The organism is Calothrix sp. CBUCES-K 9914 (assembly GCF_059640475.1).
This window is the reverse complement of the sequence record NZ_JBXXZH010000055.1, coordinates 23198-44022: the sequence shown is the minus strand read 5'-3', so window position 1 is coordinate 44022 and position 20825 is coordinate 23198. Positions and strand designations below refer to the sequence as shown.

The following is a 20825-nucleotide window of genomic DNA, read 5'->3' as shown; positions in this document are numbered from 1 at the left end:
ATCTACTACTGGATTGTGCTGTTTTTCCCCCAGAATTTCTAAGGAAAGTCCAATATTAATACTGTTACGATAAAAGATTTCGGCGAAAGAGCGCGCGCGAATTTTCTCAATTCCAGCTGCTTTAAGGGCAATGGGAGCTACTTCTCGACTAGAACCACATCCAAAATTTTCTCCAGCTTCAATTAAATTATATTTTAATAACTCCCCTACTCCAATCAAATGCTCCAAAGCATACTGTTTTAAATGATCAGGGTCATCTGTCGTTGCTCGATTGGCGGGAGTAATATCATCAGTATTTATATCATTATCTAGGTATAAAACTTTATCTGCATGACTCATAAACTACTCCTTGTTCAGAATGTTGCACAGTGGAAAGTTCTTCCACCAAAAGCTCAACTAGGTTTTCAGTGTTGACAAAAATTTCTGATCCTTGGGGAGCCAAATCAGCCGTTCGATATCCTTTGGCTAAAATTCGGTCTTGCGCCGTAATAATTCGTTGAGCAGCCCCCACTTCCCCCCATTGCTGAAGCATTAAAATGCAGGCTGCAAGAGTTCCAAGGGGATTAGCAATTCCTTTACCTGCAATGTCTGGGGCTGTACCGTGGATTGCTTCGTACAGCCCAAATCCATCAGCGTTCAAACTGGCAGACCCTAATAAGCCAATGGAGCCAACCAAGGCGCCGCCAATGTCACTAAGAATATCTCCAAACAAATTGCCCGCCAATATCACATCAAATCTTTGGGGATTCAAAACCATTTGCATGGCTAGGTTATCCACTAACATTGGTTCGACGCTAACACCTGAAAACTGTGTGGCTTCTTCTTGCACTAAACGAGTCCAAGGTAAATGGGGTAAGGCGTTTTCTTTATGGGCTATGGTGAGTAAGCCACGTCTAAGTTGGGCTTGCTGTAAGGCTTTGCGAGCAATACGACGAATCTCTTCATCGTAATAGTGCATCGTATGATAACCATAAGCTCCTTTATCATCACAAGACCGTCCAGCTGATCCAAAATAAATTCCGCTCACCAGTTCTCGAACGATCAGCATATCGAGTCCTTGAACTTTCTCTGGTCGAAGGCTAGATTTATGCAGCAAACTGTTAACAATACGAATCGGACGAAGATTGCAAAAAAAGTCGAAATGCTTTCGCAATTCTAGCAGTCCCCCAACGCTTGTTGCACCAAATACAATTCCATCAGAACCATCGCATAGTTGGATGGTAGCTTCAGGTAAGTAAGTACCAAATTGCTCTTTAGCTAAGGCGCCAAGCCAACCATAGTCTACCTGTAAAGTAAATCCTTCGAGTTTAGCGACGTGTTGCAGAATTTTTAAGGAAGCTTCTACAACTTCCGCTCCAATTCCCTCTCCAGGAATCGCGACAATTCGATAAGACTTCTTACTTAAAAACTCCATTTTTTTACCACTCTAAAATCACTCTAAAATATAAATCATGCTATAATGCTTAGTTTAATAAAATACTACACAACTCGTCGATTTCTTTGCTGTTTTCGGCAATCATTCGATTTGCTGCCACTTGTAAATCGCGGATATTCTTCAGTTTAATATTATCTATTTCTTCTAATTCACTAGTTAAGAAGGTTTGAAATCGATAATAATTTTTTGTTTCTTTATTAGACTCAAACAACCGTTCTAATTCTCCGGCGACTACTTCACTACCACCATCAAGCACAATATTTAAAAGCGGTTTTGCCCATTGCAAAAGTCCCCAATTTTTCACTTCGTCATAAGGATAGACACTAGTTAGGGAGCCAGTACCTAATGAGACTACCAAAATATCTTTTGTATTAAGGAGTTGTTCGTTTTCTTGTCTACTTGTTTGCGCTTCTAAAATAGCCAAAGAAGCAGGATTATTAGCTACCAACCCTCCATCTACTAAAGTATAATGCTTATTGGTATTATGGGTAGTAGAAATACGATGGGGAGCAAAATAAGTGGGAGTAGCACTAGTCGCCAATGCTGCATCTAAAACTGTAAAACTTCCACATAACTTGCGAAACTTCCGAGATTCTATCTGTTGTTTTTCCAGTTTATTGGTAAAAAATACAGGAATTCGCTGCTCGATATCGTAGCTAGTAACAAACACTTCTTTCAGATTCTTGTCTAAAGGAGCATCTCCAAAATATTGTCGTAAAATTTCTTCTTTGCTCTTAGAAGGATATTTGGGCTGGATAAATATGTCCTCTAATGGACCGAGTAATCTTTCAAACAATGGCTCGTAAAATATTTCAACCCCATACTCAACATATAATTTGACAAGCTCCTCGGCACTGTATTCAGCAATCGGCTCGCTATCAGATACATCTAAATTCAATCGGGGTTTAGTCAGTCCAAGTGCAAGAATTCCTCCGGTTGAAGTGCCAGCAATCAAATCGAACAAACTAAAAATCTGCTTTTGTGTCCGCTTTTCAATTTCTGCTAGTACCATTGCTGGGATAATGCCTCGAATACCCCCTCCATCAATAGCCAGTATTTTATACTTGGGATTAGCTGTCGTATTCATAGTTTCCGCTTGTTCCTGGGTTAATGTTTCCGATTGTTTCTGCTGTTGGATATTTTCTGAGACTTCGCTTTGTGTGGTTTGGGCTGTTTCGACTCCTCCTAGCAGCACTACCACTGGCGCCAGAGTCGTTGCTTCAGTCGTGGCTTCTTGTGGTACTGATGTTTCGACCAAATAGGAATTCTCCTCTAAATTACTTGTTGTTTCATCTTTTTGTGTCTCGCCCTCATTAGTCGTTGCGGAAGTTGTGGCTTCTTGTGATACTAATGTTTCGACCAAAGAGGAATTTTCCTCTAAACTACTTGTTGCTTCATCTTTTTGTGTCTCGCCCTCATTAGTCGCGGAAATTGTTGCTGACTGTGGTACTATTATTTCGATTAAGGGGAAATTCTCCTCTAAATTACTTGTTGCTTCATCTTGTGTTTCGCCCTCATTAAGTGATTGTGGAGACGTAAATGGAAATTCTGCTACATCCCAAATTGGATTGCCACGTAACTTTCCTTCACGGACATTTCCAGTTAGGTCTCGGACAGTTGCCCCTTCTCCTTCGTCTAATGCCCAGTAAGCTACTAATCCTTCTTCATTTCCAGCTATAGGCTGATACCGTTGGCTTTGGATTTGGGTTTGGGAACAGGGGTAATTCCAAACGCTAATGTTAGCTAATTGACCTGTGAAATATATGTTGTTGTGTAAAGTGGCGCCAAGAGTTAGAGAACTTGTCGCTTTATTTAGAGACGGACCCGCTAAAGAGCCAGTATACTCACTATCGTCAAGATATATCGTTAGTTGACCTTGATTAAAAACAATAGCAAAGAAGTGCCATTGCCCGACAATTAATTCTCCATTGCCAAAGGTTTTGATTACATTGTCAACTTTCTCATCAATATATACGTCTAAGTTTCCCGACTCACTGATGCCAAACTCAAAATTATCGCTGTATCTATCTGAGGAACGAGCAAGAAAAACATTGTGGGTTCCATAGGTAGTGGCTTCATTTGTTAATTGATGAGGATTAACCCATCCGGAAACTGTAAAAGCTGAACTTCCCTCAGCAAAAACACCACTAACATCATTTCTGCCAAAATCTATGTAATCATCTTGACCATCGAACGTCAACACAAATCGTGTATCTATATTATTATTTGTCACAAATTTTCATCTCCACAGCTTCAGTAGAACTTACGTATTGATAAACAGCTAACTTTGTAAGTAAAAACCCATCTTAATATTTGATACTATTTCACTAAAATCCTAATAGATATAGCATTTTGCAGAAAGTCGCACGGTAGGAAAAGCGCGCCAAAAACTAATTTGCGATGTTAACGATTGTACCCATCATACTATGGTTGTGCCTTTGCAAATACACCTTAGCAGCAAATTAGTTATATTTTGTAACTATTCTTTATTTACTGTTTTCACAATTTTTTAATTATTTTAAATATCTGCTTAACTGTCTTAACTGTCTTAACTGTCTAGGGCAAACAATAATGATAATGATATGGATTATTGTTGATGATGAATGAATTAAATATAAATATAGTTAAATAATTGATAGTGAATGATAATTGTATTTGAAAAAAAATTGTTGCCACTGTTTGACCGCTATTCCTTGCCTACAGCCCATTTAAGATGCGTTTGCCCTACTTACCTTGTCTTAACTGTCCATTTAAATATCTACTTACTTAAATATAGTATTTTTGTGCTATTGTATTTTATTTGTGAATGTGAGATCGTTTGTAATCGTGGAGTCAAAAGATGTTTTAAAATAGAAAAGGATTTTAAGAAAGCGTACAAGCCTAATCGTGGGAATTTGTACAGTAGCAGCTTTGATAAACGGAAAATATCAAGGGAAAAAAATTTATGCATTACCTCTGAGGAAAGGTGTTATGCCTTTCCGTTTTATGAAATTTAGGGGACGCTGACAGACGGAGGTTAAATTATGTCCATCTTCACGGAAAAAAGGTATCAAGTTAAGGTCTTAGTACAAAATTTCGTCAATTCGTTACCAATTAACAGTGTTCCGACTAGCAAGTACCCTGTTAAAATTAGGATGAGATGCAATTTTGATGAGCGATCGCTAAAGAAACTACTCAGTTGAACCTAAAGAAGTTGAGTTGAGAGAATACAACAAATAGTTGGTTGGCGTAAAGCGTATGAATCAATATACACCATTGATTAGACAAATCAATTTAGATGAACAGGAAGCCTACTGGCGACAGCAGCTTTGTGGTGAGCTTCCTGTGCTAGAAATACCATTTGATTATCTACGAAAGCCGATTAAAACACTTACTATAGCAAAAGAATCTATTGAGCTTGATGAAAAGTTTTGCTTACAAATAGATAATTTTTGTTTGTGTGAAAATATCGCTATTTTTACAATAATCCTTACTGCATTAAAAGTTGTTTTGCTTCGTTATACAGGACAGAAAGATATCATTGTAGGTTCTTTAACAGGTGATAGTCTTCGGCAAAAAGAAGGAGCAAGCCTTGAAAGAATTATCAATCCAGTGCTGCTACGAACGAATTTAATTGACCCAACTGCCAAAGAAGTTATAAAAAGGGTTGTTAAGACAGTTGAAGAAGCTGCACAGAATCAAGACTACCCTTTTGAAAAGCTGGTTGCAACACTCAAAGAAGAGCATAATTTAACAGAAGCACCAATTTTTAAATTCATGCTGGTGCCTGGTGATATACCGTTTAGTCTTTCAGAAATAAAGACCATATTAGAAAGTCTCACAGAAATTCATAATTTTAACACCAAGTGCGATATATTAATTTTTCCTTATAAAAAAGAAGGGAAATTAATTATAGATTGTGAATATAATGCTGAGTTATTCGAGTCAGCTTCGATTCAGCGGATGTTGGGTCATATCCGGACAATGCTTGACAACTTCATCCACAATGCAAGCGAGTGTATTTCCACCTTACCATTGTTAACTGAAGTTGAGCAACATCAGATACTAAACCAGTGGAACAATACTCAAACAGACGAGCCGCAAGATAATTATACTCATCAACTATTTGAAGCTCAGGTGGAAACCACCCCAGAGGTGGCAGCTGTAGTGTATGGAGAGCAACAGCTAACTTACTTAGAACTGAATCAAAAAGCTAATCAGCTAGCGCACTATTTGCAATTGCTAGAAGTCAGACCAGAGATGCTAGTGGGCATTTGTATTGAACGATCCTTAGAGATGGTAGTCAGCCTTTTAGGTATTCTCAAGGTAGGTGCGGCTTATGTACCGTTAGACTCAGCTTATCCCCAAGAACGTTTAGCTTATATGTTGTCAGATTCACAAGTGCGTGTACTGGTGACAACTGAGAAGCTACTGACAGCATTACCACAGCTAGTTGAGGCAAGTGCAGGATATAAAATAGTCTGTTTAGATAGAGACTGGAAAGCTATCAGTCAACAGAGTGAGGAAAATCCACTGATTCCGATTCAACCTCACGACTTAGCCTATGTTATGTATACCTCTGGTTCTACAGGAAATCCTAAAGGGGTAGCAATGACCCACCTTGCTCTTGCTAATTTGATTAATTGGCAACTCAAAAATACAAGAGTTTCTAACAAAGCCAAAACTCTACAATTTACTCCCTTAAGCTTCGATGTGTCCTTCCAAGAAATCTTTTCTACTTGGTGCGCTGGTGGAACATTAGTTTTAATTTCAGAGGAAGTGCGACGAAATCCTACAGCTTTATTAGATTTTATTGCGGAGAAAGGAATTGAAAGATTATTTCTTCCCTTTGTCGCCTTACAACAATTAGCTGAAGCAGTAAGTTCAGCATCAGTTCCAATGACTATTAGTGAAGTCATTACTGCGGGAGAACAGTTGCAGATATCAAAAGCGATAGCCAACTTCTTTAGCCAAATAGATTGCACATTATACAATCATTACGGACCAACAGAGAGCCACGTAGTTACAGCATACAAACTAACTGGAAAAGTAAGCAATTGGCCAGCCCTTCCTCCTATCGGTCGTCCCATTAATAATGTCCAAATATATATACTTGATAAGTTTCTCCAACCTGTTCCCATTGGGATTCCTGGTGAACTACACATAGGCGGTAATTGTTTAGCTTTAGGCTATCTTAATCGTCCAGAACTAACTCAAGAAAGATTCATTACTAACCCCTTTGGTTCTGGTCGCCTCTATAAAACTGGTGACTTAGCCAAATACTTAAAAGATGGCAATATCCAATATCTTGGTCGTGCTGATCATCAAGTTAAAATTCGCGGTTATCGCGTAGAACTAGGCGAAATAGAAGCCTTATTGGCACAACATCCTGCTGTTCAAGAAGGTGCAGTTTTAGCAAGAGAAGATATTCCCGGACAAAAACGCCTAGTGGGTTATGTAGTTCCATCAGCTGCTGCTTTCGTATTAAGTAAGGAATTAGGTAAGCTCAGATCAACATTACGCAGTTACTTGCAAGAATCGCTACCTGAATATATGGTGCCAGCAGTTTTTGTTATACTTGACAAAATGCCTTTGACACCAAGTGGCAAGCTAGACCGTCGTGCGTTACCTCCTCCAGAAAATTCTAGACCTGAGTTATCAACAGTTGTGGTCATGCCTGAATCTGATACCGAAAAACTCATTGCTAAAGTTTGGCAAGAATTTCTCCAATTAGACATTGTAGGAATTCATGATAATTTTTTTGAGTTAGGTGGATATTCTTTGCTCTTGCTTCAGGTTCGTAAAAAACTAGTAGAAATTTTTGGATTAGAACTATCAGATGTGGCGCTGTTTCAATACCCCACAATTCATACTTTAGCCCAACATTTAAGTTATAATAAACAGGTTTCGACTATTAAGCACCAGCAAAATAGTAGAAATGACAGTCATTTTTCAAGACAGCAGCAACAAAGGCAGCTAAGGCAAAATCATCGTGGCAGGAGAGAACTATGACTATCAGTATTAGAGAATCAGATATTGCTATTATTGGTATGTCATGCCGGTTTCCAGGCGCCAAAAATGTCGAAGAATTTTGGCAGAATCTGCGAAATGGTGTGGAGTCTATTGCTATTTTTTCTAATAATGAATTAGAGCAAACTGACCTGACTTTGCTAGATCATCCTAACTATGTTAAAGCAGGTGCGGTTCTGCCAAACATTGAAGAATTTGACGCTTCATTTTTCGGCTATAGCGCTAAAGAAGCCGAAATTATGGATCCACAACAACGAATTATTTTAGAATGTGCCTGGGAAGCTCTTGAAAGTGCTGGCTACAACCCAGAAACCGCTTTGAGCATAATCGGAGTTTACGTAGGTTCGGGCATGAACACTTACCTACTGAACAATGTTCATCCTCACCGAGGCTTTTCTCGATCGCGCACTTTTTTAACATCAACCAGTGATTTACAAATTAGACTTGCCAACGAGAAAGATTTTCTACCTACATGGATTTCTTACAAGCTGAATTTAACTGGACCTAGCGTTAATATTCAAACTGCTTGCTCAACAGCATTGGTAGCAGTTCATCTTGCCTGCCAGAGTTTGCTTAACGGTGAATGTGACATGGCTCTGGCAGGAGGGATTAATGTGTGTGTCCCTCAAAAAATGGGCTATTTGTACCAAGATGACATGATTTGGTCTCCAGACGGTCATTGCAGAGCCTTTGATGCTGAAGCTAAGGGAACTGTGTTCGGGAATGGAGGTGGGATTGTTGCCTTGAAACTGCTGGAGCAAGCTATTACCGATGGAGACTGTATCCATGCCGTAATTAAAGGTTCAGCTATTAACAATGATGGGTCTTTAAAAGTTGGTTATACCGCTCCTAGCGTAGAAGGACAAGCATCTGTAATTTCCGAGGCTTTGGCGATCGCCCAAATTGATGCTAGCACCATCACTTATGTTGAAACCCACGGAACTGCCACTACTTTGGGAGATTCCATTGAAATTGCTGCTCTTACCCAAGCTTTTCACAAAACTACCGAAAAAAGAGATTTCTGTGCAATTGGCTCGGTCAAGACCAATATTGGACACATTGTTGAAGCAGCAGGTATAGCAGGGCTGATCAAAACTATACTTGCTCTCAAGCATAAACAAATACCACCTAGTCTGCATTTTAGGCAACCAAATCAGAGAATTGATTTTGCCAACAGCCCGTTTTACGTTAATACGGCATTATCTGACTGGAAAACTGAGGGCATTCCACGCCGAGCTGGCGTTAGTGCTTTTGGTATGGGGGGAACAAATTGTCATGTGGTTTTAGAAGAAGCACCATTAACTAAAAATTTAGATATCTCAGACATCAACGATCGCCCATTGCATATTTTGACCCTATCGGCAAGAACTCAAAAAGCTCTGGGAGAGTTGGCACAGAATTATGTAGCTCATCTGCGCTCGCATCCCAATGTAGAACTTGCAGATATTTGCTTTACAGCTAACACAGGACGCAAGCACTTTAACCATCGTTTAGCAGTCACAGCTGAATCTATTGAACAACTTGGCGATCGCTTGAGCAATTTTCAGCAAGAGACTACCGAGGAAACGTACAATCCTTTACCAGCAACAGGCAGAGAACGCATTGCCTTCCTGTTCACAGGTCAGGGGTCGCAGTACGTGAATATGGGGCGCCAACTCTACGAAACTCAACCAACTTTCCGAGAAACCCTTGACTACTGCAATGAAATTCTTCTTTCTTATTTAGAAAAACCCCTGCTTGAGGTACTTTATCCCGAAGCAGGCGAAAACCTCTCATCCTTAATTGACGAGACTGCTTATACCCAACCAGCCCTATTTGCCCTCGAATATGCTCTGTTCCAGTTGTGGAAATCTTGGGGCTTAGAACCCAATGTTGTTATGGGCCATAGTGTCGGGGAGTATGTTGCTGCCACTGTAGCAGGAGTTTTTAGTTTGGAAGATGGCTTGAAACTAATTGCTCAACGGGGACGTTTAATGCAAGCACTGCCTCAAGATGGGGAAATGGTAGTGCTACAAGTCGATGAAGGACAGGCAAAGACAGCAATTCAACCTTACGTCAACGAAGTCTCCATTGCTGCAATCAACGGTCAGCAGAGCATTGTAATTTCTGGTCGGCGCCAGGTAATTAACACCATTTGTGAAAAACTTCAAGCATCAGGAGTCAAGACAAAAAAATTAAATGTCTCCCATGCTTTCCATTCACCGTTAATGCAGCCGATGCTGGCAGAATTTGAGCAAGTACTCCGAGAAGTTAGCTTTTCTGCTCCACAGATTAAACTAATTTCCAATATTACAGGCAAAGTAGTAACTTCAGAAGTAGCGACTCCGGAATATTGGTGTACTCATATCCTCAAGCCAGTCAAGTTTGCGTCAAGCATGGAAAGTCTGAAACACTTGGGGATAGAAACCTTGGTGGAAATTGGGCCGAAACCAATTTTATTGGGAATGGGTCAATCTTGCCTGCCTGATGATAATAAAATTTGGCTTCCCAGTTTGCATCCGGATCAAGATGATTGGCAAGTAATGTTAACCAGTTTGGCAAAACTGTATATGTATGGAGCCTCTGTAAACTGGTTTGGCTTTGATCGAAACTATTCGCGTCATCGACTACCCTTGCCAACTTATCCCTTTCAAAGACAGCGCTATTGGGTAGAAGCAGATCAGGGATATCCGACTCAAATGTTTTTTCAGAACAATGGTCAGGATAACCAAAAGCTTCATCCTTTGTTGGGACAAGAGTTATGTTTAGCAGGAACCAAAGAAATTCGTTTCCAGTCCCAAATTAGCCCAGACTCACCAGTGTGGCTGAAAGATCATTGTCTTTTTGAGGCAACGATTCTGCCAGGAACAGCTTACTTGGAAATGGCATTAGCCGCTGGATCTATCATTGCTAAATCTGACACTAAATCTAACAATTTCTGGCTGGAAGAGGTTGTCTTACAGCAGCCCATAATTTGGCAAGAAAATGAATTTAAGACTGTTCAAATAATTTTAACTCCACAATCAGAACGTGTTTATTCATTCGAGATTTATAGTCTTGCATCTGCTGCAAAAAATAACAATGGGAAGCCATCTTGGATATTCCATACTTCAGGTAAGTTGTTCTACACCGAAGAAAAATCGATAACTGAGTACATAGATTTGGCTGAGTTAAAAGCCCAGTGTACTGAAGAATTTCCCATTGATAAACTATATAGACGCTTTGAAGAACAAGACCTCAAATATGGTTACAGTTTCCGAGGGATGGAACAACTTTTGAAACATGAAAAAGTTGCTCTGGGTAAAATAAGGCTGGTGGAGGAATTAGCACGAGATGCTGAAGATTATCAATTACATCCAGTGTTATTGGACAATGCCTTACAGGTTTTGGAAGCCATTTCTCCTGATAATGGAAAACAAATTAGCTACGTGCCGGTGGGTTTAGAACGCCTACGGATTTACAAGCGTCCTGGTGTCTCCATATGGTGCCATGCCCAATTGCGGAAAGTAGAAGTGGCGCCACAACTCAAACAAAACCTAATCGCTGATTTGGAACTGTTTGCTCCTTCTGGAGAGCTAATCGCTACTTTAGAAGGCGTGCAACTTAAGGCCGTTCGCCGAGAAGCCATGTTAGGCAGTTCCCAAAAAACTTGGGAAAATTGGCTTTATGAGGTGGATTGGATACTCCAAGAGCATAATACAGGCAAAAAAACTCAGCCCAAGCCAGACACAACAAGAAACTGGTTGATTTTGGCTGACGATCGCCAAATTAGTCAGCAGTTAGTAGACCGCCTGCGCTCGCAAGGAGAAAATTGCACAATTGTATTTGCCGCAAACGAGTACGAACAGATATCTAACCAAGAATTTCGCCTCAACCCAGCTAACCCTGAACACTTTGGGCAGCTATGCCAAGCTGTTCGCCATGTACATGGGGTAGTAAACTGTTGGAGCTTAAATGCACCACCAATTCAAACAACACAAGATTTAGATGTAGCTTCCCAAGTTATCTGTGGCAGTACCTTACACTTAGTGCAGGCAATAATTGAGAACTATACCCAACCTCCTAAGTTATGGTTAGTCACCCAAGGAGCGCAAGCGGTAGGATTAGCGTCTGCCGTGAGTGGACTAGCTCAATCTCCTTTATGGGGTATGGGACAAACCATCGCTTTGGAACATCCAGAACTGAACTGCGTGCTAGTGGATTTAGATCCCAATGGAACAGATGCAGATCGAGTAATTTTAGAAGAAATTAGTTCGCCAACTTCAGAAGCACAAGTTGCTTTTCGTGATGGTAAGCGTTATGTAGCACGGCTGGTACGCAGCCAAACGACCGCTAGCTGGCTGCGCTCAGAGTCGTTTTCCCTAGAAATACCTGAACGAGGTATAATAGATAATTTACAACTAGTGCCGACGAACCGTCATCAACTGGGATCGGGTGAAGTAGAAATTCGGGTGCGTGCCACAGGACTGAACTTTATAGATGTTTTGGATGTGCTAGGGACGCTACCTTTTGAACGAGAAAATGAACTGGGTGTTGAGTGTGCCGGTGAAATAGTCGCTGTTGGGGAAGGAGTAGAAGATTTTTGCGTTGGAGATGCTGTCATGGCGATCGCTTTTGGCAGTTTCAGTAAGTATGTGACAGTAAACTCTAAGTTAGTAGCACCTATCCCCGATGCTCTAAGTTTTGAGCAAGCTGCCGCTATTCCAGTCAATTTTGTCACCGCGTACTATGCTTTACACCAAATAGCTAACATAACCGCCAAAGACAAGGTGTTAATCCATGCAGGGGCGGGAGGAACTGGAATGGCAGCCGTGAAACTGGCATTAGCAACAGGCACCGAAGTTTTTGCTACAGCTAGCCCCAGCAAATGGGAAGCCCTTAAATCTATTGGCGTGCGACACGTTTATAATTCCCGGACGCTAGATTTTGCCAAACAGGTGATGAAAGACACCAACGGTGAGGGGGTGGATATTGTCCTCAACTCATTGACTGGTGATGGCTTTATTGAAAAGAGTATGTCAGTACTTTCACCTAGTGGGCGTTTTTTGGAAATAGCGAAACGGGATGTTTGGGATTTAGAGCAAGTTGAACAGTTCAAAGCTGATATTTCCTACCATTTCATCGATTTACGGCAAATATGTCTGCAACAAGCAGAACTGGTGCAGCCGATGCTATATCACCTTAGCCAGCAGTTTGCCCAAGGTCAGCTCTCTCTACCGCCGCAAAAGGTGTTTCCTATCCAAGAAGTGGTCAGTGCCTTTCGCTACATGCAGCGCGCCGAACATATTGGCAAGATAGTCGTCACGCAGCCAAAAGAAATAGGTGACGCTACTTCCCATAGTATTAGCTTCCGTGAAGATAGCAGCTATTTGATTACTGGCGGGTTGGGCGATCTGGGTTTACTGGTAGCTCGCTGGATGGTAGAATGTGGTGCTAGATATATAGTATTGGTAGGGCGTAGTGCAGTTAAGCCAGCTGTCCGCAGTCAGTTAGAGCAGCTAGAAGAGGCTGGCGCTAAAGTGGTAGTCGCTCAAGTTGATGTGTCTAACTACCAGCAAGTAGCTGGGTTGTTGGATTCCCTGATGTTATCATCACCGCCACTACGAGGAATTATACATACCGCAGGTGTTTTGGACGATCGCCTACTCAAACAGCAAAACTGGGAGTCCTTCCGGCGAGTCATGGCTCCAAAAGTCCAAGGGGCATGGAATTTACACACATTAACCCAAAAATTGCCCTTAGACTTCTTTGTGCTATTTTCTTCTTGTGTTTCCATGCTAGGTGCAGCCGGTCAAGGCAACTATGTCGCAGCCAATGCTTTTCTAGATAGCTTGGCATTTTATCGGCGATCGCTTGGACTACCAAGCACAACTATCAATTGGGGAGCTTGGGGTGAGGTAGGAATGGCAGCGAGAAACCCGCAGGTAATCGAGCGTCTCAATCGCGTAGGTCTGGGAACTATAGCCCCTGACCAAGGATTGCAGGTTTTGGAGAAGTTATTGTTAGAGCAACCAATCCGGGTTGGCGCCGTACCTCTCAACTGGTCGCAGTTCCAAAAAGAACAATGGGCAGCCTCGCCATTCTTCACGAATTTTACCCAGGTATTACAGCAATCATCAAAACAACAAGGTGCAATTAAATTTGCCCAGCAATTAGAAGCAGTTCCAGTCCGAGAACGCAGGGCATTGTTGGTAGCTCATGTTAGCTCTCACGTAGCTCAAGTTTTGGGTTGGAATCCCTCGAATCCCTTAGAGCAGCAACGAGGCTTTTTTGAGATGGGAATGGATTCGCTGACATCTATAGAGTTACGCAACCGTCTGCAAACGAGTTTGGGTTCCTCTCTGCCTTCAACTTTAGTCTTCGACTATCCCACTTTGGCAGAACTTGTTGATTATCTAGCTCAAGAAGTTCTTTCAGCTTTGATGGTAACTGACTCACAGTCACAGCAAAAGGAAGCAAAGATAATGGATGCTACTAAGGACTTAAATAGCAAAAAAGATAAATCTCTAGATGAGATTGCCAAACGACTGGCTGCACAACTTGGGCTGAAATAAATTCTCAAGTTTTTCAGATTTGGAAAATTTTTAATTAAAATTTGAGTAGAGTATAATGAACAATCATTCAGATAACTATTATGCTTCTTTAATGATAGAAGCATCAGCAAAAATTGCCGAACTACAAGCAGAAGTTGAGCGTTTAAAGTCCTCTAATAGCGAACCAATCGCCATCATTGGTATGGGCTGCCGATTTCCTGGTGCAAATAATCCAGAGGAATTTTGGCAATTGCTCCGCGATGGGGTGGATGCAATCTCAGAAGTACCAAAGAACCGTTGGGATATCGATGCCTACTACGACCCAAATCCAGATGCACCAGGGAAAATGATTTCCCGTTTAGCGGGGTTTGTCGAACACATCGATGAGTTCGATCCCCAATTTTTCGGCATCTCCCGCCGGGAAGTTCTCAACCTAGACCCCCAGCAACGCCTGCTTTTGGAGGTGAGTTGGGAAGCTCTGGAAAACTCAGGTCTGGTGCCTGAAAGACTGATGCCAAAAACCGGAGTTTTCATTGGCATTAGTAGCAATGATTACCTGCGAATGCTTCTCAAGCAAGGTAATGCTGCGATTGATGGCTACATGGACTCAGGCACTTCTGATGCCACGGCGAGCGGTCGATTGTCTTATCTTCTAGGTGTAACAGGGCCGTGTTTCTCAGTTGATACCGCTTGCTCTTCATCATTAGTAACAGTCTATTTGGCTTGTCAAAGTCTGCGTAATGGAGAGTGCGATTTAGCCTTAGCTGGGGGAACGAATACAATTCTCTCACCAGAAATGAGTATTATTTTATCAAAAGCCCGTATGTTATCTCCAGAGGGTCGTTGCAAAAGCTTTGATGCCAGTGCCAATGGTTTTGCGCGTGGAGAAGGATGTGGGATAATTATTCTCAAGCGCCTCCGGGATGCCCAAGCTGACGGCGACAATATTTTAGCTGTGATTCGTGGTTGTGCACTTAACCAAGATGGTCGTAGTAGCGCTTTGACAGTACCTAATGGAAAGGCTCAACAAGCTGCAATTCGCCAAGCTCTGGTGGACGCAGGCGTAAAACCGGAGCAGGTAAGCTATGTGGAGGCTCACGGTACAGGGACATCTGTGGGAGACCCAATCGAGGCGGAGGCGTTGGCAGCTGTGTTTGCTCACCGAGAACACCCTTTAATAATCGGTTCAGTCAAAACCAACATTGGTCACGCAGAAACTGCCTCTGGGATAGCAGGTGTGATCAAGGTAGTGCTTTCCCTACAAAACGGGGAAATTCCGGCAAATTTACACTTTAAACAGCCAACCCCGATGGTTAACTGGGAGCAACTGCCCCTTAAGGTAGTTACAGAGCGGATGCCTTGGCCAAGTGGGAGTCGGGTAGCGGGGGTCAATTCCTTTGGTTTTAGCGGCACCAACGCTCATGTTCTGCTGTCAGAGGCACCCCAAGAAATTCCAAATTCCAAATTCCAAAATCAAAAAGAAGATGCAGTTGAACGTCCCCTACATTTGCTGTGCTTATCGGCGAAAACACCGGAAGCTCTAAAAGAGTTAGCCGCTCGGTACGAGCAGTACTTGGCAGACAAACCGACCTTAGAACTAGGAGATATTTGCTTTACCGCCAATACGGGGCGATCACACTTCAACTACAGGTTAAGTGCGATCGCCTCGGAACCTTGGGAGGCACAAGAAAAGTTAGCTGCCTTGAGTGCAGTCGGTGAAACCATCGGAGTGTTTCAAGGGCGTGTAAACACAACTAATAAAATCGCCTTTCTCTTCACAGGTCAAGGGTCGCAGTATGTGGGAATGGCACGCCAACTCTACGAAACTCAGTTAACTTTTCGAGAAACTCTAGACAGGTGCGATCGCATTCTCCGTCCATTACTAGAAATATCCTTACTCGAAGTTCTCTATCCAAAATCCAAAATTCAAAATCCAAAATTGGATGAGACAGCCTACACCCAGCCTGCCTTATTTGCCCTGGAATATGCCCTGTTCCAGCTATGGAAATCCTGGGGCTTAGAACCCGATGTCGTCATGGGTCATAGCGTCGGAGAATATGTAGCGGCCTGTGTCGCCGGAGTTTTCAGCTTGGAAGATGGACTGAAACTGATTGCTGAACGGGGACGACTGATGCAGGCTCTACCTCCTGGTGGGGAGATGGTTTCGATAATGGCAAGCGAAGAGCGAATTGTTTCTTTGATTCAACCCTACGCCCAAGAGGTATCGATTGCTGCTATTAACGGTCCAGAAAGCGTAGTGATTTCCGGTTTAAGCAAGGCGATTAACTCCGTCTGTAAAACGTTAGAAGCTTCGGGAATCAAAACTAAGAAATTAAATGTCTCCCATGCTTTCCATTCACCCTTGATGGAACCAATGCTAGCATCCTTTGAAAAGGTTGCCCAACAAGTGAGCTTTTCCCAGCCACAAATTCAGTTAATTTCCAATGTCACAGGCGAGTTGGCAACTTCAGAAGTAGCAACACCGGAATATTGGTGTCGTCACATCCGGCAGCCCGTCAGATTTGCACATAGCATGAAGAGTCTCGAAAAGCAAGGAGTAGAGGTGTTGGTAGAGATTGGCCCGAGACCAATTTTGTTGGGAATGGGTCGCCTGTGCCTACCCGAACACAAGGGACTATGGCTACCCAGTCTGCATCCAGCACAAGGAGATTGGCAGCAGCTACTAACCAGTTTGGGACAGTTGTATGTTCGAGGAGTCCCATTAAACTGGGTTGGCTTTGATCAAGACTATTCGCGTCGGCGCCTGCAGCTGCCAACCTATCCCTTCCAGCGGCAGCGCTATTGGATAGAAGCGACTGATAATGGCAATGGGTTCAAACCGCTTTTCCAGAACAATGGTGTCCGCAGCAACAACCTTCATCCACTGCTGGGTCAACAGTTATACTTAGCAGGAAGTCGGGAGATTCGTTTCGAGTCTCAAATTAGCCAGAATTTCCCAGCCTGGATTAAAGACCATCGTGTTTTTGAGACGCCGATTTTTCCAGGAACTGGTTACTTAGAGATTGCCTTAGCAGCGGGATCTATAGTTACCAAGTCCGATAATCTTTGGCTAGAAGATGTGCTGATCCCACAGGCGATGGTTCTGCCGGAGAATGAAGTTAAGACTGTTCAGACGATTTTGACTCCAGAAGAGTCTGGTATCTACTCCTTTAAGATTTACAGCCTCTCTCCTGATGCAAATGAAAACAACGGGAAACCATCTTGGACACTCCATGCTTCAGGCAAGTTGCTTGTTAAAGAAAAAGAACCAATGGAGCGGGTGGATTTAAATGTAATCAGGAGTCAATCTATCCAAGAGATTGCTATTGAAGAGTTGTACGCAGGATTTAGAAAGCAGGGAATTGATTATGGTTATAGCTTTCGGGGGATTGAACAAGTTTGGCAGCACGAACAAGGAACTCTGGCTAAAATAAGTCTGCCGACAGAATTGCTGCCAGAAGCAGGGCGCTACCATTTGCACCCAGTATTGTTAGACACCTGTTCACAAATTTTGGAAGGAACTCCCTTTGATGAAAACCAACAAAATACTTATGTACCAGTAGGCTTTGAGCGCTTGCGGGTTTGGGGTCGTCCTGACACTATCGTCTGGAGTCATGCCCAGATGCGAAAAGTAGAAGAATCAGGTCAACAAAGCCTGATCAGCGGTGATGTTCGCCTGTTTACATCTTCAGGTGAGCTAATTGCAGCTATAGAAGGTCTGCAAGCAATGCACGCCCGTCAGGAATCCATGTTAGGCATACCCTCCGAATCCTGGAAAAATTGGCTTTATGAGGTAGAGTGGCGACCCCAAGTGGGTTATGGTCTTCCACCAAATTATTTGCCCAGTCCGAAAGAAGTTCGCGATCGCCTCTCCTCCATATTAGTTCAGTTGATCGCCCACCCAAGTTTGCCTGTTTATGGGGAAGCATTAAGTCAGATCGAAGCTTTGAGTGTTACTTATGTTGTTGCGGCTTTGCGGCAAATGGGATGGAAGTTACAGCCCAAAGAGCGCTTTTCCACAGCCCAAATAGTGCAACAGTTAGGTGTGGTCAGTCAACACCAGCAACTGCTGGGACGTTTGTTGGAAATGCTGGCTGAAGTTGGCATACTTCAACGCAGCGACGAACATTGGGAAGTGGTTTCCACTGCCGAAATTCTAGACCCACAGGAGGCGATCGCTTCCCTGTCTTACCCAGAAGCAGAAGCCGAGATAACTCTTCTCGGACGTTGCGGACCTAAACTAGCTGAGGTACTTCAAGGAGAGTGCAACCCCTTACGGCTACTATTCCCCGAAGGGGATACAACTACACTAACTAAGCTGTATCAAGACTCCCCAACTTCGCGGGTGACGAATACCTTAGTCCAAGAAACGGTGTTATCCGCCCTAGAACGTTTGCCTCAAGGACGGGGCTTACGGATTTTAGAGATTGGCGCTGGCACTGGCGCAACAACCTCCTATCTCCTGCCGCACCTGAAACCGGATCGGACAGAATATGTCTTTACCGACATCGGAGCCTTTTTCATGGCAAAAGCGCAGGAGAGGTTTCAAGATTACCCGTTTGTGCGCTATCAAGTATTAGATATCGAAAATGACCCTATAGAACAGGGATTTGAACCCCATCACTACGATGTAATTGTGGCGGCAAATGTGCTACATGCCACCAGCGATTTGCGTGTAACTATGCAACACGTCCACCAGTTGTTGGCTTCTGAGGGTATTCTGGTGATGGTAGAAGGTACGGCTCCTCTGGGTTGGGTGGATCTAACATTTGGGTTAACCGAAGGGTGGTGGAAGTTTAGCGATCGCTCTTTGCGACCTGACTACCCCTTGTTGACTACAAAGCATTGGCAGATTCTGTTACAGGAGGTAGGGTTTAAACAAGCTGCAAGCGTTTCCCCTGATGATGTAGATTTACCAGAAAAAAGAGATGTTGGGCTACAGGATGCAGTAATTGTCGCGCAAGCTGCCGCTAAACCCCAGTCAGCCATACCGAGAAATTGGCTAATTTTAGCTGATGGTTCAGGCATCGGTCAGCAATTGCGTAGACTTCTTTGTTCCCAAGGTGAGGCTTGTACCTTAGTTTTCCAAGGCAAGAAGTACGAACAGATAGCTCCACAACAATTCAGCATAGACCCAGCTATTCCTGAACACTTTGAGCAGTTACTTTCCGCTACACCTAACCTGCATTCTGTGGTACATTGTTGGAGTTTAGATGCAGCCTCTGCTCCAACATCAGCCGATTTAGAAGTAGCTTTTAACAAAGGCTGTGGCAGTACGTTGCACTTAGTCCAGGCGCTCGTAAAGAAATTGTCTCAACCTCCACGCCTGTGGTTAGTAACGCGAGGGGCGCAAGCCGTGAACAGTCACCACCTGCCAGGAGTTGCTCAATCAGCCTTGTGGGGGATGCGAAAAGCGATCGCTATAGAACACCCTGAACTCAACTGTAAGGGTTACGATTTAGACCCAGAAGCAATGGGAGACCAAGTATCAAGACTATTTGAGGAAATCTGGTCAGAGGATGCAGAAGACCAAGTGGCTTTTCGCAATCAAACTCGTTATGTAGCAAGACTGATACGCTATCAAAAGAGCCAAAGCAGTGATGCTGCTAGCCCTAGTGTCAGTTTCCGTGGAGATAGCAGCTATCTAATTACTGGTGGTCTTGGAGGTCTAGGTTTAGGAGTAGCTCGTTGGATGGTAGAACATGGCGCCCGACATTTGGTACTGTTAGGACGATCGCAACCAAGCCAAGAGGTCAAGAGTCAGTTAACAGAGCTAGAACTATCTGGTGTTCGGGTAGTCCTAGCCCAGGCAGATGTGTCTGATAGCGAGCAACTTGCCCAAGCACTGGCTGAGATTGAGCAATCAGCAAAACCCCTAAGGGGGATTATCCACGCCGCAGGCGTTCTGGATGATGGTATACTACAACAGCAAAATTTGCAGCGCTTTGAGCGAGTGATGGCTCCGAAAGTACAAGGGGCATGGAATCTACACACATTAACCCAAAAACTATCTTTAGACTTTTTTGTTCTGTTTTCTTCCACTGCTGCTTTGTTAGGTTCTGCTGGTCAAGCCAACCACTCAGCAGCCAATACTTTTCTGGATGCCTTAGCATCTTATCGTCGGGCGCAGGGACTACCAGCCACGAGTATCAACTGGGGAACTTGGGGAGAGATTGGCATCGCAGCTCGTCGCCAATTAGTTGATCGTATTGGCGAGAAAGGAGAAGAAAGCATGGACACTCAACAAGCATTCCAAGCACTTGAGCAGTTGTTCTGTGAGGCACCTGTACAGGTTGGGGTTTCGTCCATCAACTGGTCGCGTTACTTGAAAGGAGAATTAGCCAACTGGCCGTTCTTCGCAGATTTCAAGATAGAAATTCAGAGATTGCGCCGCCAGTCTGTAGAAGGGACAGTCTTGCAAAGCCAAGGAGATTCGCTCCGCCACAGTTTGCTGTCTGCAACCTCATTAGAACGTCAGCAGTTGTTGGAATCTCGCATTACAGAACAAGTCGCTAAGGTACTGGGATTTTCTGCCACAGGCATAGATATTGCAGAATCAGTAACTAGTCTGGGACTTGACTCACTAATGGCGATCGAACTGAGGAGTTGGCTCAATAAGGAAACGGGGGTAAACTTGCCTGTGATGAAAATAATGCAGGGACCAAGTATTTGCCAACTAGCACAGCTAATACTTGAGGAATTAGCATTGGCGAAGATCGTGCTGAATGCGCCCCCATCCACTGAACTCTCTGAGGAGATCGAGGAGATTGCCCTGTAATATCGTCTCTGCTTGATTGCCCATAACCCAGCCTATCCCCTGGCATAGTGTAGAGACGTTGCACACAACGTCTCTACATAAAAAAATGAAT

At 43.3% G+C, this 20825-nt stretch carries 6 protein-coding genes; 3 read left to right on the top strand and 3 right to left on the bottom strand.

The features are described 5' to 3' along the window. From AC2JBO_RS14990 to AC2JBO_RS14980, 3 genes are all read right to left on the bottom strand, one after another. On the bottom strand, positions 1-339 hold a 339-nt coding region (locus AC2JBO_RS14990), incomplete at its 3' end, for a 3-isopropylmalate dehydratase small subunit (protein WP_496954448.1). Further along, a complete protein-coding gene (gene leuB / locus AC2JBO_RS14985; RefSeq protein WP_496954447.1) occupies positions 323-1414 on the bottom strand; it encodes a 3-isopropylmalate dehydrogenase in 1092 nt (363 codons plus the stop codon). The genes AC2JBO_RS14990 and leuB, both read right to left, overlap by 17 nt. A gap of 49 nt (positions 1415-1463) precedes the next feature. Then, positions 1464-3668: a patatin-like phospholipase family protein gene (locus tag AC2JBO_RS14980; protein ID WP_496954446.1), complete on the bottom strand. Its 2205-nt coding sequence runs from the start codon at positions 3666-3668 to the stop codon at positions 1464-1466. A gap of 1004 nt (positions 3669-4672) precedes the next feature. Here AC2JBO_RS14980 and AC2JBO_RS14975 point away from each other — a divergent pair. The 3 genes from AC2JBO_RS14975 to AC2JBO_RS14965 are packed head-to-tail and all read left to right on the top strand — an operon-like array spanning position 4673 to position 20734. Beyond that, positions 4673-7426 (top strand): non-ribosomal peptide synthetase, encoded by a 2754-nt coding sequence (locus tag AC2JBO_RS14975; RefSeq protein ID WP_496954445.1) that lies wholly within the window; start codon positions 4673-4675, stop codon positions 7424-7426. Beyond that, the gene (locus AC2JBO_RS14970; protein ID WP_496954444.1) at positions 7423-13977 is read left to right on the top strand and encodes an SDR family NAD(P)-dependent oxidoreductase; all 6555 of its coding nucleotides are present in this window, start codon (positions 7423-7425) and stop codon (positions 13975-13977) included. The genes AC2JBO_RS14975 and AC2JBO_RS14970 overlap by 4 nt, the downstream gene beginning before the upstream one ends. A 55-nt stretch (positions 13978-14032) precedes the next feature. Beyond that, on the top strand, positions 14033-20734 hold the full coding sequence (locus tag AC2JBO_RS14965; protein WP_496954443.1) for an SDR family NAD(P)-dependent oxidoreductase: 6702 nt from the start codon (positions 14033-14035) through the stop codon (positions 20732-20734). Positions 20735-20825: the final 91 nt, after the last annotated feature.